The sequence below is a fragment of the Nocardia sp. NPDC056000 genome (assembly GCF_042269265.1).
Classification (GTDB): domain Bacteria; phylum Actinomycetota; class Actinomycetes; order Mycobacteriales; family Mycobacteriaceae; genus Nocardia.
In genome coordinates this window covers 267481-282639 of record NZ_JBHJXS010000001.1, presented here as the reverse complement: position 1 = coordinate 282639, position 15159 = coordinate 267481, and the positions used below count along the sequence as shown (strand labels likewise).

Here is a 15159-nt window from a genome sequence, read left to right as displayed (position 1 = left end):
GGTGTTCGACTCAGGTGCGCGGCCGTTCCAGTAGCCGGGACATGACGATGCTGCTGCGGGTGCGGCCGACGCGGGCGTTCTCGCGGATGCGTTCCACGGTGACTTCGATTTCGGCCATATCGGTGGCCATGACGTGCACCAGCGCATCGGCTTCCCCGGCGATGGTCCAGATGCCGATGACCTGCGGGATGGGTTCGAGGCTGCGACGGAGTTCGGCCGGGGAGATGTTGTCGCGGTAGTAGACCTCGACGTACGCCTCGGTGCGCCAGCCCAGCGCGGCCGGATTGACCAGTGCGGTGAAACCGGTGATCTGCCCGGCCGCGACCATCTTGTCCACCCGGCGTTTGACCGCGGGCGCGGAGAGTCCGACTATCGCGCCGATCTCCTGGAACGAGGCACGGGCCTGTTTGAGCAGGTGGGCCAGAATGCGCCGATCGATCTCGTCCATCGGTCCGCCTTTCGCTCCGACGCAACGAATCGCCGCCATCCATGGAAACTGCGCAACGATTCGCTATTTCTGACGCAACGGTACGCCATTTAACTTCGTGATCAATGCTTGTACGCGCAAGTCATGAAGGAGCCTCGTTGACCTCCGCAGCCACGCTCCGCGCGCCGGAACCCACGGGCGCCCGCCGCCCCACCCCGCGCCGGTATCTGATGTGCCGACCCGATCATTTCGACGTCTACTACGCGATCAACCCCTGGATGGACACCACGGCCCCGGTCGACCGGGCCCTGGCGCTGGCGCAATGGGAGAACCTGCGCGCCACTTTCGAACGGCACGGTCACACGGTGGATGTGATCGACGGCGTGCCCGCACTGCCGGATATGGTCTTCGCCGCCAATGGCGGTCTGGTGATCGGGGATCGGGCGCTGTCGGCCCGCTTCGCCAATCCCGAACGCGCGGCCGAGGGCCCGGCCTATCACGACTGGCTCTCCGCACAGCGGTTCGCGCGGGTCAGCGCCGCGCGCGAAACCAATGAGGGGGAGGGTGATTTCGCCATCGCCCACGATAAAATCTTGGCGGGCACCGGTTTTCGCAGCTCCCGCGCCGCGCACGAAGAGGTGCAGGAATTCTTCGAATTGCCGGTCATTTCACTGGAATTGATCGATCCGCGGTTCTATCACCTCGATACCGCGCTCATGGTCCTCGATGACACCATCGCCTACTATCCGGCCGCCTTCAGCGGTGAGAGCGCGCGCCTGCTCGCCGGAATGTATCCCGATGCCATCATCGCCACCGAGGAGGACGCGAACGTCCTGGGCCTCAATGGAGTCTGCGACGGCTACCACGTGTTCCTGAGCGAGAAGGCCGTCGCACTGTCCGAACAGCTGCGGGCGCGCGGTTACGAACCCGTCGGCATCGAGCTGTCCGAACTGCTCAAGGCGGGTGGCAGCGTGAAATGCTGCACGCTGGAAGAGCATTCGGTCAGAACGGCAGTGCGGCCTTCCACGGACTGACCGCCGGATTGTTCAGCGGGTGCGCGATCACCAGGAACCGCAGCAGCATGAGCGCACCCGTGATCTGCAGGATCGCCAGCGGAATCTCGCCGATGAGCGCCGTGCCCACCGACACCCAGATATCGCCGGGCGCGGCGGTCACGATATCGAACCAGGCGTCCACCAGCAGCAGCATGCCGGTGGCGAAGGCGGGCAGCACGAGGAATACCCGGCGTTTCCAGCCCAGGTAGGCGGTGGCGCTCATCATGATCACCAGCAGCACGTCGAAGCCGATCCAGGTCAGCGACCAATTGCGGGCGTGATAGTCGGCGGGCAGGGTCATGGCGAGATACACGATCCAGGGGATCAGGATCAGTGAGCCGCCGACCATGAGCGTCAGGCGAATGCGGCGGTGAATCCGCACCACCTCGGGCCGTGGCAGTCCGCGCCCGGCGGGTTGTAATCGTGCGATGAGCTCGCGCCGCTCATGATCGGACATGGCGGCGATCTCGTCATCGCTCATCTTCGAAACAGTCATGCCGACCTCCCGCGCGCTCCCTATGCGCCGATCAACAATCCGAGGTTCCCGAACAATCCATTGTCGGCCGAATCGGCCGGGATGCCACCGGCTGCTTGCCGGGGCCGCCGCCGTTCTGGTCGCCGATGTCGGACCAGCCCTGGACGCCGACGCAGCCGGAGCGAAGGCGGGGCGTGCGATCGGATCTCAGTCGGCGGGGTTGATGCGGTAGCCGTCCGGGGTGGCGATGACATCGGTGACCGCGCCACGCGGTCGGCCGCAGCGGCGATCGCAGCCGGACCAGTGCTGGCGGCCGGAGGCGACGATCTCCTCGGCGTCGAGGCCCTCCTGCGCGAATTGCGGTGCGCCGGAAGGGACTACGCGCCCGGATTCGACGGCCTCGGCAACGTCGGCGCGCACATCGGTGAGCGATTTCGCGCAGCCGGGCGCGCCCGCGCAGGCACTGGCCAGCAGCCAGGGGGAGTTGGCGTCGAAGATCAGGCCCATCGGGGCGAGCACCCGCACCACCTGCTCGGCGGTCCACTCGTCGAGGTCGGCGATGATCAGACTGCGCCACGGCGTGACCAGGATCGGGCGTTCGATCGCGGCGATGAATTCGGCGGTGCGCGCGGGCAAAGAGCCCAGTCGCACGCCCGCGCCGAGGGCGACGCGATTATCGGCCTGGGTGAGCCAGCCGATCGGAATGTCATGGTGGCCGGTCACTTCCACGCCCGGGGTGCCGGTTTCCAGCCCGGGGCGTTTGGCGTGCAGGTGTTCGGTCAGCCGGGTGACACCGTCGGGGATCTCGTGCACTCGCCACTGACCGTCACGCAGTTCGAGGAATCCGTGCGCGGCGGCGAGCATCAGCTCGACCGCATCGTCGGCGGTCACCCGAATCCCACTGTCCGTGCCCGCGAGCAGCAGCGCGAAGCTGTTCTCGTCGACCGCGTGCACGCCGATATCCCCGCCGAGTCCGCTCACATCGCCGCGACCGTCATCGAGGGTGAACAGCACGCGCCCCGGCAGTTCCGCGAGCCGCGCATCGGCTTGCAATCCGGCATCGAGCACCGGTACCAGCGGATGCACATCCGCCCAGCCGCCGACCCTCCCGGCCAACGGCGACGCGATGATATTGCGAACCCGCTCATGCGAGGCGCTGGGCAGCAGCCCCGCCGCGCTGAGCCGTTCCTCCAGCGCCGCCGCATCGCGGACCTGCCGCAACTGCACATTGCCGCGCGAGGTGAGTTCGATATTGCCGTCGGCCAATTCGCGCGCGGCCTCGGCGAGGGTCTGCATCTGTTCCGGCGTGAGCTGTCCGCCGGGTACGCGAATCCGCGCGAGTGGCCCGTCGGCGGCATCGTGCAGGCGCAACACTCCCGGGCAGGAGTCGGGATCTGTTCGGCTCATGGCAACACAAGCCTACGACGAGTGGCGCGGGCGGCCGACGACACCCGCCGTGTCCAGGTGGTAACACGACGAGCTCACCGCGGCGGCGAGATCGGGCGCGTTATGAGGCCGATGCATTGCCTGCCGCGGTGAGCGGGTGTCGGGACGGGCGGTCAGCCCGCCTGGTGGGGTTCGATGGATTTCGGTGCGCCGCGGCGAGTCGCGAACGCGGGGGAGAGTTCCCAGGTGTCCTGGAGGAGGTTGGGGACATTGTGGTGGTCCTGGTGATCGCGTCGCACCGTGGTGGTGATCAACGTGATCCCGAACAGGATGGTGCCCGCGCAGATGATGCCCGCGAGCATCGCGTACTGCGTGTGGCCACTGCCGGCGGCGGTCAAAGCCATTGCCAGCGTTGCGAACGCAACCAGTGTGCAAAAGTATCCTGACCAGGCAGCAAAGCGATTCCGCCTGACCCATCCCGGTGTGATTGGCATACCGGCAGCGTACGCGCGGCGGTGATAGCGGAACAGTATGGCGGACCGGGCTTTGCCGCACTGTGATCCGGGCGCGATAGCATCGGCGAGCTCGTCGGACGGAAGAAACCGGTGCAATTCCGGTGCGGTCGCGCCACTGTGACAGTCAGACCTTCCCGTCGAGCGCCACACCGTGCTGGGCGCGTCACCCGAGGAAGGCTGAAACCACTGTGATTCTGCTGCTGTCCACGTCCGATACCGATCTGCTGAGCGCGCGCGCCAGCGGCGCCGCGTATCGGCTCGCCAATCCGGCGCGCATCCTGCCCGAGGATCTGCCCGGCCTGCTCGACGGCGCGGATCTGGTGATCGTGCGCATCCTCGGCGGTAAGCGGGCCTGGGAGGAGGGTCTGGACACGGTGCGCGCCAGCGGTATTCCGCTGGTCGCCCTCGGCGGTGAGATCGCCCCCGACGCCGAGCTGATGGAGTGCTCGACCGTGCCCGGCGGTGTCGCCGCCGACGCGCACAACTATCTCGCCGCCGGTGGGCCCGCGAACCTGCTGCAGCTGCACAACTTCCTGTCCGATACCGTCCTGCTCACCGGGCACGGTTTCGAACCGCCGGTGGAACTGCCCAGCTGGGGTGAGCTGGAACGGGATTCGCGACCGGTTGCCGAGGGTGCGCCGACGGTCGCCGTCGTGTACTACCGGGCACAGCATCTGGCGGGGAACACCGGCTATATCGACGCACTGTGCTCGGCCATCGAGGACAAGGGCGCTCGCGCGCTGCCGGTGTACTGCGCCTCACTGCGCACCGCCGAGCCGGAGCTGCTCGCCGCCCTGCGCACGGCCGACGCCCTGGTGGTGACCGTGCTCGCCGCCGGTGGCACCAAGCCCGCGACCGCGTCCGCCGGTGGCGATGACGAAGCCTGGGATGTGGGCGCGCTCGCCGATCTGGATGTGCCGATCCTGCAGGGACTCTGCCTCACCAGCGGGCGCGCGCAGTGGGAGGCCAATGACGACGGGCTGTCCCCGCTGGATGTCGCGACCCAGGTGGCGGTGCCGGAATTCGACGGGCGCATCATTACGGTGCCGTTCTCGTTCAAGGAGTTCGACGCCGACGGGCTCTCCACCTATGTGCCCGATCCCGAGCGTGCCGCACGCGTGGCGGGTATCGCGGTGCGGTACGCGCGACTGCGCCATATTCCCAACTCCGACAAGCATATTGCGATCGTGCTGTCGGCGTACCCGACCAAGCACGCCCGCATCGGCAATGCGGTCGGCCTGGACACCCCGGCCAGTGCGCTGCGCCTGCTGAACGAATTGCGTTCCGCCGGTTACTACCTCGGTGAACCGGGCGAGATCCCGGGCCTGGAGGAGGGTGACGGCGATGCGCTGATCCACGCGCTCATCGCCGCCGGTGGTCAGGATCCGGACTGGCTGACCGCGGAACAGCTGGAGGGCAACCCGATTCGCATCGGGGCCGACACCTACGGTGCGTGGTTCGCGCAGCTCCCCGAGGATCTGCGCGAGGGTGTGGAAGAGGCGTGGGGCGCGGCCCCGGGCGAGCTGTACGTGGACCGCTCCGCCGATCCCAAGGGTGAGATCGTCATCGCCGCAATGCGATTCGGCAATGTGGTGATCATCGTGCAGCCGCCGCGCGGTTTCGGCGAGAACCCGGTCGCCATCTACCACGATCCGGATCTGCCGCCCTCGCACCACTATCTGGCCGCCTACCGCTGGCTGGCCGCCCCGGACGGTTTCGCCGCCGACGCCATGGTGCATCTGGGCAAGCACGGCAATCTGGAATGGCTGCCGGGCAAGACCCTGGGCATGTCCGCCTCCTGCGGTACCGATGCCGCGCTCGGCGATCTGCCGCTGATCTACCCGTTCCTGGTGAACGATCCGGGCGAGGGCACCCAGGCCAAGCGCCGCGCCCACGCCACCCTGGTCGACCATCTGATCCCGCCGATGGCGCGCGCCGAAACCTACGGCGATATCTCGCGTTTGGAACAGCTGCTCGACGAGCACGCCAATATCTCCACCCTGGATCCGGCCAAGCTGCCCGCCATTCGCCAGCAGATCTGGACGCTCATGCGCGCGGCCAAGATGGACCACGACCTCGGACTGGCCGAACGGCCGGACGAGGACGTCTTCGATGACATGCTGCTGCACGTCGACGGCTGGCTGTGCGAGATCAAGGATGTGCAGATCCGCGACGGCCTGCACATTCTCGGGCAGGCACCGGCCGGGGAGGCCGAGGTCGATCTGGTGCTGGCCATGCTGCGCGCCCGCCAGCTCTGGGGCGGCGAGACCAATGTGCCGGGCCTGCGCGAGGCGCTGGGCCTGAGCGAAGCGGGCGATGAATCCCGCGAGCGGGTCGACACGTTCGAAACCCTTGCGCGTGAACTGGTCTCGGCCATGCAGGAGGTCGACTGGGATGTCCAGGCGATCGACGCCATTACCGAGAGCTTGGTCCCCGATGCGGACGCGGGCGTTCAGCCCACGTCCGATGCGGCGGGATCCACCGCACCGCAGGGTGATTCGAGCGCGACCCCGGAATCGCCACGTGACGCGGTGCGCCGGGTGCTGGGATTCGCTGCGACAGAGGTGGTTCCGCGGCTGCGGCAGACCGGTGTCGAGATCGCGCGCATTCTGCACGCGCTGAACGGCGGCTTCATTCCGGCCGGGCCGAGTGGTTCGCCGCTGCGCGGGCTCATCAATGTGCTGCCCACCGGGCGCAACTTCTACTCCGTCGATCCCAAGGCCGTGCCGTCCCGGCTGGCTTGGGAGACCGGGCAGGCCATGGCGGAATCGCTGCTGGCCCGCTACCTGGCCGATCACGGCGAATACCCGCGCTCCGTTGGCCTTTCGGTCTGGGGCACCTCCGCCATGCGCACCTCCGGCGATGACATCGCCGAGGTGTTCGCACTGCTGGGTGTGCGGCCGGTCTGGGATGAGGCCAGTCGCCGCGTCACCAAGCTGGAGGCCATCGGGCTCGAGGAACTGGGCCGCCCGCGCATCGATGTGACCGTGCGCATCAGCGGCTTCTTCCGCGACGCGTTCCCGCACGTGCTGGCGCTGCTCGACGACGCGGTGCGCCTGGCGGCCGGGCTGGATGAGCCCGCGGAGTCGAATTACGTTCGCGCGCATGCCCAGTCGGATCTGGCCGAGCATGGCGATGAGCGCCGCGCCACCACCCGCATCTTCGGTTCCAAGCCGGGCACCTACGGTGCGGGCCTGCTCCAGCTCATCGATTCCAAGAGCTGGCGCACCGATGACGATCTGGCCCAGGTGTACACGGCCTGGGGCGGTTTCGCGTACGGCCGCGAGCTGGACGGCGTTCCGGCGGCCGACGATATGCGCATCGCGTATCGCCGAATCGCGGTGGCGGCCAAGAACACCGACACCCGCGAACACGATATCGCCGACTCCGACGATTACTTCCAGTATCACGGCGGTATGGTCGCCGCGGTGCGCGCGCTCACCGGTAAGAACCCGGAAGCCTATATCGGCGACAGCACCCGTCCCGATGCGGTGCGCACCCGCACGCTGTCCGAGGAGACCGCGCGGGTATTCCGGGCGCGCGTGGTGAATCCGCGCTGGCTCGAGGCGATGCGCCGGCACGGTTACAAGGGCGCGTTCGAAATGGCGGCGACCGTCGACTATCTCTTCGGCTATGACGCCACCACGAATGTGGTCGCGGACTGGATGTACGAAAAGCTCGCGGAATCCTATGTATTCGACGATGTGAATCGGAAGTTCATGGAGCAGTCGAATCCGTGGGCGCTGCACGGTATTGCGGAGCGGTTGCTGGAAGCCGCCGAGCGAAAGCTCTGGGAGCAGCCGGAAGCCGATACCCTGGAGCGACTGCGCGAGGTCTATCTGGAAACCGAAGGCGAACTGGAATAAGGGAATTCCGCATTTCGCGGCGAGTCGGGGTAGGACGCATAGGACATCGGCGGACAACCCCGGCACCTGCCCTATCCTCGCGGCAAGTCTGAGGGGACGATAAGAATCGTCCCGGCGTCAGTCTCGGGGAGGCGCCGGGAACTCCAATCACGCTATTGGGATGAATAATTGGATGTGGATTCCCCGATTCGCCGTGTGCACCCCCGGAATACGCCTTCTAGGTAATGCGGTGAATCGGCTCTTCGAATACGGGTAATCATCATGAGAATAGCCAAATTCGCCGCAACAACCCTCTTCTCCATCGCCGCGGTCTGTATAGCCACGGTCACCGCGCACGGTGAACCCGCGGTCGCGCAACCCGGTATCAGTGGTGTCGATCGAGGGGTCGAGTACACCACTGCCCTGGCGCCCGATCACTCTGCGGTCACCACCACCCTCACCGGTGGTAGGTTCGAAATGGCCGGTGGCACAGTCAATGTGCTCGGGCCCGGTGGTGAGACCATCGCCTCGCTACCGCTGACCTATCAGGCCGCTGACCGGGCGCTCAATGTCATCCCCGAAATCGACGCCGCCGGAACGACATTGACCATGCGTCCGGAGAACGCGGCCGATATCGCCACTCCCGCAGCCGATCCGGTCGCGCTACAGAATATTTCCAATGTCGGATCCATCGTGGCCGGGGCGCTGATCGGCTGTGTGGTCGGCGCGGTGATCGGCGTGTGGTTCTTCTTCGTCGGCGCGATCGTGGGCTGCGGTGTCGGCGGCCTGCTCGGGGCGATCATCGCCGGCCAGCAACCATGAGGTGAGCACGGCTGTGCGCGGGGCAGCACCGAGCCGTGCGCATGGCGGACCGCCGGACCGGATCACCGGCCCGGCGGTTCGACCGTGGTTTATTCGACGGTGGTTTCTCAGCCCTCGGCGATGATTTCGATGCCGACGGTGCCGGTCTTACCCCGGCGCAGCGTGCTGCCGGTGACCACGAGATGACCCTGCAGGCCGTAGCGGCGCTTGACCAGACCGCGCACGCGATCACTGCCCGCGTCATCGAGGATGGTCGCCTTACCGCTGACGATGTCACCGTTCGGCTTACCGCGCACATCGCACGCCTGCACGGTGACCTGCGGATTGCGGCGAATGCGCTTGACCTTCCAGCTGTCGGTGACCGTCCAGACATAGAGGCGGCCGTTATCGAGGGCCGCCCACAGCGGCGTCCCAACCGGGGTGCCGTCCTTCTTGAAGGTGGTCAACAGGACGTACTTGGCGGTCCCTACCGGGCCGAACGGGTTATCCACGCCCGCAGCCTATCCGGTGCCCGCGCGTTTAGGCGGGCTCCTCGGGCCAGTAGCCCGCACGGATTCGGCGTTTGAAGAGTTTGCCGGTGTCCTCGCGGGGGAGGTTGTCGTCGAAGACGACGGTCTTCGGGACCTTGTATCCGGCCAGGTTCGCGCGTACGTGCTCGCGGACCTGATCGGCGGTGAGGCCGGTGGCCTCGATATGGGCGGCTATGGATTCGCCCAGGTCGGCGTCGGGGATGCCGAAGACGGCGGCATCGCGGACACCGGGGAGTTCGAGCAGACAGGCTTCGATCTCGGCGGGATAGATATTGACGCCGCCGGAGATGATCATGTCGGTGCTGCGGTCATTGAGGTACAGGTAGCCGTCGGTGTCGAGGTAGCCGATATCGCCGATATCGAGGTAGCCGTCGCGTTCCATGGCGGCGCGCTTGGCCGGATTGCCGTGGTAGGTGAAGTTGGGCCAGCCGGTGGGCGGACGCAGATGGATGCGACCGGAGGTTCCGGCGGGCAGTGGTTCGCCGGTGTCGGAGTAGATGCGGATATCGCCGTCACCGATCGGGCGCCCGACCGTTCCCGGATGCGCGAGCCACTCTTCGCTGTCGCAGGCGACGCAACCGCCGGTCTCCGAGCCGCCGTAGTACTCGCGCACGATCGGGCCGAACCAGTCGATGATGCGGCGTTTGATCTCGGGCGGGCAGGGGGCGGCTGCGTGTACGACCGCTTTCAGCGAGGAGAGATCGTAACGGGCACGCACGGATTCGGGCAGGCGCAGCAACCGGACGAACATGGTGGGGACCGCTTGGAAGTGATCGATCCGATGGGTGTCGATGAGCCGCAGCAGCTCCTCCGGATCGAATTTCGGCATGATCGTCAGATCGATGCCCGCCGCCGCGCTGACCAGACAGTGCACATTGGGCGCGGTGTGATAGATCGGCGCGGGCACCAGGGTGCGCATTCCCGGTGCGAGACCGAAGGTTTCGAAGACGAGTGCGGCGAGCGCCGCGCCCTGTTCGGGGGTGGTGGCATCGCGCACGATGCCCTTGGGCCGTCCGGTCGTACCGGAGGTGTAGATCATCGATTGTGGTGCCCGCGTGGGGGATTGGGACCACGGACGCAGTTCGCCGAGCCATTTCTCATAGCGGGGATGGCGACCGGTCGGTGCTACCGCGTCGTAGTCCACCTCGATGAGCACCCGATCACCCGCCACGGGTTCGACGGTCGGGATGAGATCCGAATGCGCGAAGATCACCCGGCTGCCGCTGTCATCGAGCAGATAGGCCAGTTCCGCGCCCTTCCAATGCCAGTTCACCGGAACGGGAGTCGCGCCGAGCAGTCCGGCCGCCATGCTCACCTCGATGAACGGCAGGTCATTGTGCATGAAGATGGCGACCCGGTCACCGGCGCGCACACCGTATTCGGCGAGTCCGGTCGCCACCTGTGCGGCGCGCAGTCGTAGTTCGTCGTAGTCGCGGGAGGTCTGTCCACATCGAATCGCGGGCATGGTCTTTCGTCCTTCATCGGTTGAAACGGCGTGTTCGACAGGGTGATCGGTCAGTCGGCGACGCGGGTGGTGCGCCAGGCGTCGAAAGCGGCCGCGAACTCGCCGCGATGGAAGGCCGCGGCCTGCGCCACCGCCTCGAGGTCGATGGCGGTCGCCAGATCGGTCTCGGCGGCCGCGCGCAGTAGCCGTTTGGTCGCCGCGGCGGCCCCCGGCTGCCGGGTCAGCATCGTCGCGAGCTCCAGCGCCGTCTGTAAGGGATCCGCGGTCACCTGCGCGACCAGTCCCATCTCTTGGGCGCGCTCCGCACCGACCGGTCGGCCCGCGAGCAACATCTGCAAGGCCGGTCCCGCGCCGATGAGGCGCGGCAGTAGCCAACTCGCCCCGGTATCGGGCAGCAGGCCCATGCGAATGAATGACGGCAGCAGTATCGCCCCGGGGGAGGCGACCCGGATATCGCAGGCCAGCGCCAGTGCCATGCCCGCGCCGACGGCCGCACCGTCGACGGCGGCGATGGTCGGTTGCGGCAGCGCCCAGAGCCGTTCGGCGGCGCGCATGGTGCGCGCGAGATTCTCCGCCACCTCCTGTTCGGAGGTGCGGCCGAGATCGCCGATCGTCTCGAAATCGCCACCGGCGCTGAATGTTCCGTTCGCTCCGGTCACCACGACCGCTCGCACGCTCGAATCCGCGGCGATCGATTCCAGCTGCCGGATCAGTTCGGTGAACAGGGCATCGGTGATGGCGTTGCGGGATTCGGGGCGATCGAAGATCAGGACGCGGATCCCGTCCGAGCGCTGTCGCACCCGCAGTCCGGCGCTGTGATCCAGGGTTGAGGTTTCGGTACTCGGCACCGGGGTCCCCATTTCGTTCCGGTAATTACAGGTCACTTGACCTGTGTCGGAGGTTACAGGTCAAGTGACCTGTCGTCTATATAGTGAGGGCCATGGTTTCCGCCGCGACCCGCAATACCGCCAGTGCCCAGCGCGAACGCAGTGATCAGATGCGTGCCCGGTTGATCGAGGCGACCATCGACAGCCTTGCCGCGCACGGCTATCCGGCGACCACCACGCGCCGGGTCGCCGAGATCGCCGGGGTCTCGCTCGGGGCGATCGCACACCATTTCCCGGTGCGGATCGACCTGATCACCACCGCGCTCGACGAGGTCGGGCGGCGCATGGCGGCGGAGCTGCACGCGGCCGCCGCCGCGGCGATCGCGGCCCGGCCGCAGGAGCGCACCCCGGCCCTGCTCGATGTGCTGTGGACCGCGTTCACCAGCGAGTTGTTCGCGGTATGGGTGAAGGTGTGGATCGCCGCGGTGGACGATGCGGAGCTCTATGCCGCGCTGGCCCCGTTCGAACCGGCGCTGTCGGCGGCCTTCGCGGCGATCGCCGATGATGTTGCCCCCGAGCATCTTCCGCGTGCCGAATGGACCCATCGCATCGCGGTGGCGCTGGACGCCATGCGCGGACTCGCGCTCACCCAGACGATCCAGCCGCGTCCCGCGCAGCCGCGCCGGGATGCGTGGCCCGCGACCAGGGCGGAACTCACCGCACTCCTCGATCGCTGAGATGTGAATCGTCTCTAGTTCCGCCCTGCTGTAGCCGGGGCGGAAAAACTTCTCCTTGACTGTTGTCTTGTCGACGGTATTCACTAAGTGAATCAGCGTTAGTCAACGGAATGGGAATGGCATGAGTAGACGCGCCGTCGTGGCCGGTGTCGGGATGATCCCGTTCACCACGCCAAGTCGCAGTGAGACCTATGACGTCATGGGCACGAAGGCGGCACAGGCCGCCCTGCTCGACGCCGGGGTGGAGTACGCCAAGATCCAGCAGGCGTACGCCGGATATGTGTACGGCGACTCGACCTGCGGACAGGCCGTGGTCTACGGGCTCGGGCAGACCGGGATCCCGGTGATCAACGTGAACAACAACTGCTCCACCGGATCCTCGGCGCTGTACCTGGCGCGCCAGGCCGTGGAGTCCGGTGCGGCCGACGCGGTGCTGGCCGTCGGATTCGAACAGATGCAGCGCGGTGCGCTCGCGATGGGATACACCGATCGCCCGAGCCCGTTCGCACGCTTCGACGCGGTCATGGATCAGATTCAGGAGCGCGACGAATCTCCTTTCGCCGCACAGATGTTCGGCGGTGCGGGCAGGCAGTACGCGGAGAAGTACGGCACCTCGCCGGAGACCTTCGCCAAGATCTCGGTGAAGTCCCGCCGGCATGCGGCGAACAATCCGTTCGCGGTATTCCGGGATCCGGTGACGGTGGAGGAGGTGCTGGCGTCCCCGCATATCTACGGCCCGCTGACCCGATTGCAGTGCTGCCCGCCGACCTGTGGCGCGGCGGCCGCGGTCATCGTCAGCGAGGAGTTCGCCCGCGCCAACGATATCGACGCCTCGGTGATCATCCGGGCGCAGGCGATGGCGACGGACTTCTCGTCGACCTTCACCGAGAACGATATGACCAAGATCGTCGGCTACGACATGTCCAAGGCCGCCGCCCAGCAGGTGTACGAGGCGTCCGGGGTATCGCCCGAGGATCTGCGCGTGGTCGAACTGCACGACTGTTTCACCGCCAATGAACTGCTCACCTACGAGGCGATCGGGCTCACCGCGGAGGGGACGGCGGAGAAGTTCGTCAATGACGGCGATAACACCTACGGCGGCCGCGTGGTCACCAATCCCTCCGGCGGGCTGCTGTCCAAGGGGCATCCGCTCGGCGCGACCGGGCTGGCGCAGTGCGCGGAACTGGTGTGGCAGTTGCGCGGACAGGCGCAGGCCCGACAGGTCGAGGGCGATGTGCGCTTGGCGCTGCAGCACAATATCGGCCTCGGCGGCGCGGCCGTGGTGACGCTGTACGAGAAGGTGAGCTGATATGGCCGTCGATCCCGCGATCATCGGAACCGAGCTGCCCGCAACGACTTTGACCATCGACGCCGGTCGGCTGCGGTTCTTCGCCAAGGCGATCGGCGAGACCGATCCGGTCTACACCGATCTCGACGCCGCGCAGGCGGCGGGCTATCGCGATCTGCCCGCACCGCCGACTTTCCTGTTCTCCATCGAACTCGAAAACCCGGATCCCTTCACCTTTTTGGCGGCGGCGGGCGTGGATCTGCGCTTCGTCCTGCACGGTGAGCAGTCGTTCGTCTATCACTCGGCGGCGGTGGCCGGTGACGTGCTGACCGCGACGCCGCGCATCACCGATGTGTACAGCAAGAAGGGTGGCGCGCTGGAATTCATCGTCAAGGAAACCGCTGTCACCCGGGCCGACGGTACGGCCGTCGCGGAGCTGAAATCGGTTATCGTGGTTCGCAATCCGGGAGCAGGCAAATGACCCTCACGCAGCCCGTCGAGGTCGGCACCGAACTGCCGCCGCTGAAGATCCGGCCCATCTCGCGCACCACGCTGGCCCTGTTCGCGGGCGCGTCGGGCGATCACAACCCGATGCACATCGATCTCGATGTGGCGAAATCCGCTGGGCTGGACGACGTTTTCGCGCACGGCATGCTGTCCATGGCCTATCTCGGCCGATTGCTGACCGGCTGGGTGGCGCAATCGTCGATCCGGTCCTACGGTGTGCGATTCGCCGCCATCACCCCGGTACTGGGTAAGCCCACCGCCACCGGCCGGGTCGTCGCCATCGATGAGGTCGACGGGGAACGGCGCGCTACCGTCGAACTCGTCGTCACGCTGGACGACGGCACCGTCACCCTGACCGGCGACGCCGTCGTCGCACTCTGACTTCCACCACCAATCGAAAGGTTTTGTCTCCCATGGGAACTCTTGATGGCAAGGTCGCCATTGTCTCCGGCTCGGGGCGCGGTATCGGCCGCGAGATCGCGCTGAAGCTCGCCTCCGAGGGCGCACGCGTCGTGGTGAACGATCTCGACGCCGAACCCGCCAAGGAGACCGTCGCGGCGATCGAGGCTGCGGGCGGGGCGGCCGTGGCCTGCACCGGGAGCGTCACCGAGGAAGGCTTCGCGGAGCGCTTCGTGCAGACCGCGGTCGATACCTACGGCGGACTCGACATCATCGTGAACAATGCCGGATACACCTGGGATTCGGTCATCCAGAAGATGACCGATGAGCAGTGGGACGCCATTCTCGATGTGCACCTCAAGGCCCCGTTCCGGATTCTGCGCGCCGCCCAGCCGGTGATCGCGGCCGCGGTCAAGAAGGCCAAGGCCGCGGGCGAGCCCGTGCCGTGCCGCAAGGTCGTCAATATCTCCAGCCTCGCGGGCACCGGCGGCAATGCCGGACAGGCGAACTACTCCTCGGCCAAGGCCGGGGTCAACGGTCTGACCAAGGCGATCTCCAAGGAGTGGGGCCGCTACAACGTCACCGTGAACTCGGTGGCGTTCGGCGTGATCAAGACCCGGCTCACCGAAACGCCCGCGGGCGGCGACGGCACCATCGATGTGCAGGGTAAGGAGATCAAGGTCGGGGTGAATCCCGGACTGCTCTCGGCCATGGAGCAGATGGTGCCGCTGGGTCGCGGTGGCACGCCCGCCGAGGCCGCCGGTGCGGTGTACCTGTTCTGCATTCCGGAATCGAACTACGTCAGCGGGCAGACCCTGGTCTGCGGTGGCGGGTTCAACATCTAGGATTCGCAGGACGCGAACATCGCCGCCGCGCGGTGT

At 66.8% G+C, this 15159-nt stretch carries 15 protein-coding genes; 8 read left to right on the top strand and 7 right to left on the bottom strand.

Going from position 1 to position 15159, the window contains the following annotated elements; genetic code table 11:
- Positions 1-10 precede the first annotated feature (10 nt).
- Entirely contained in the window at positions 11-448 is a 438-nt protein-coding gene (locus ACFC4D_RS01360) for an Lrp/AsnC family transcriptional regulator (protein ID WP_364634048.1), read from the bottom strand.
- A gap of 137 nt (positions 449-585) precedes the next feature.
- On the opposite strand from ACFC4D_RS01360, the gene ddaH reads away from it, so the two are divergent.
- Positions 586-1461 (top strand): dimethylargininase, encoded by an 876-nt coding sequence (gene ddaH, locus ACFC4D_RS01355; protein WP_376061169.1) that lies wholly within the window; start codon positions 586-588, stop codon positions 1459-1461.
- Here the strand turns inward: ddaH and ACFC4D_RS01350 are convergent.
- The 3 genes from ACFC4D_RS01350 to ACFC4D_RS01340 all read right to left on the bottom strand — a co-directional run bounded on the left by ACFC4D_RS01350 (position 1430) and on the right by ACFC4D_RS01340 (position 3747).
- Positions 1430-1978, bottom strand: coding sequence for a hypothetical protein (locus ACFC4D_RS01350; protein WP_375967492.1), 549 nt, complete (start codon positions 1976-1978; stop codon positions 1430-1432). The genes ddaH and ACFC4D_RS01350 overlap by 32 nt on opposite strands.
- A gap of 186 nt (positions 1979-2164) precedes the next feature.
- Positions 2165-3364, bottom strand: coding sequence for a precorrin-3B synthase (gene cobG, locus ACFC4D_RS01345; protein WP_376061168.1), 1200 nt, complete (start codon positions 3362-3364; stop codon positions 2165-2167).
- A 152-nt stretch (positions 3365-3516) separates the two neighbouring features.
- Complete coding sequence (locus tag ACFC4D_RS01340; RefSeq protein ID WP_364634055.1) at positions 3517-3747, bottom strand: hypothetical protein; 231 nt, start codon at positions 3745-3747, stop codon at positions 3517-3519.
- Positions 3748-4046: 299 nt separating this feature from the next.
- On the opposite strand from ACFC4D_RS01340, the gene cobN reads away from it, so the two are divergent.
- Both cobN and ACFC4D_RS01330 read left to right on the top strand, forming a co-directional pair.
- On the top strand, positions 4047-7724 hold the full coding sequence (gene cobN / locus ACFC4D_RS01335; RefSeq protein ID WP_376061167.1) for a cobaltochelatase subunit CobN: 3678 nt from the start codon (positions 4047-4049) through the stop codon (positions 7722-7724).
- A 261-nt stretch (positions 7725-7985) separates the two neighbouring features.
- The gene (locus ACFC4D_RS01330; RefSeq protein WP_376061166.1) at positions 7986-8525 is read left to right on the top strand and encodes a hypothetical protein; all 540 of its coding nucleotides are present in this window, start codon (positions 7986-7988) and stop codon (positions 8523-8525) included.
- A 107-nt stretch (positions 8526-8632) separates the two neighbouring features.
- Here the strand turns inward: ACFC4D_RS01330 and ACFC4D_RS01325 are convergent, their stop codons facing one another.
- The 3 genes from ACFC4D_RS01325 to ACFC4D_RS01315 are packed head-to-tail and all read right to left on the bottom strand — an operon-like array spanning position 8633 to position 11368.
- Positions 8633-9016 (bottom strand): PPOX class F420-dependent oxidoreductase, encoded by a 384-nt coding sequence (locus tag ACFC4D_RS01325; protein ID WP_364634060.1) that lies wholly within the window; start codon positions 9014-9016, stop codon positions 8633-8635.
- Between the two features lie 28 nt (positions 9017-9044).
- Complete coding sequence (locus ACFC4D_RS01320) at positions 9045-10520, bottom strand: AMP-binding protein (RefSeq protein WP_376061165.1); 1476 nt, start codon at positions 10518-10520, stop codon at positions 9045-9047.
- Between the two features lie 50 nt (positions 10521-10570).
- A complete protein-coding gene (locus ACFC4D_RS01315) occupies positions 10571-11368 on the bottom strand; it encodes an enoyl-CoA hydratase/isomerase family protein (RefSeq protein ID WP_376061164.1) in 798 nt (265 codons plus the stop codon).
- Positions 11369-11460: 92 nt separating this feature from the next.
- On the opposite strand from ACFC4D_RS01315, the gene ACFC4D_RS01310 reads away from it, so the two are divergent.
- The 5 genes from ACFC4D_RS01310 (at position 11461) to ACFC4D_RS01290 (ending at position 15123) form a co-directional block, all read left to right on the top strand.
- Positions 11461-12084: a TetR family transcriptional regulator gene (locus ACFC4D_RS01310; RefSeq protein WP_376061163.1), complete on the top strand. Its 624-nt coding sequence runs from the start codon at positions 11461-11463 to the stop codon at positions 12082-12084.
- 121 nt (positions 12085-12205) lie between these two features.
- Positions 12206-13393, top strand: coding sequence for a lipid-transfer protein (locus ACFC4D_RS01305; protein ID WP_376061162.1), 1188 nt, complete (start codon positions 12206-12208; stop codon positions 13391-13393).
- A gap of 1 nt (position 13394) precedes the next feature.
- Entirely contained in the window at positions 13395-13853 is a 459-nt protein-coding gene (locus tag ACFC4D_RS01300) for a MaoC family dehydratase N-terminal domain-containing protein (RefSeq protein ID WP_376061161.1), read from the top strand.
- Positions 13850-14260 carry a MaoC/PaaZ C-terminal domain-containing protein gene (locus ACFC4D_RS01295; RefSeq protein ID WP_376061160.1) on the top strand — a complete coding sequence of 137 codons (411 nt, stop codon included), beginning with the start codon at positions 13850-13852 and terminating at the stop codon, positions 14258-14260. The genes ACFC4D_RS01300 and ACFC4D_RS01295 overlap by 4 nt, the downstream gene beginning before the upstream one ends.
- A 32-nt stretch (positions 14261-14292) precedes the next feature.
- Complete coding sequence (locus tag ACFC4D_RS01290) at positions 14293-15123, top strand: SDR family oxidoreductase (protein WP_364634072.1); 831 nt, start codon at positions 14293-14295, stop codon at positions 15121-15123.
- Positions 15124-15159: the final 36 nt, after the last annotated feature.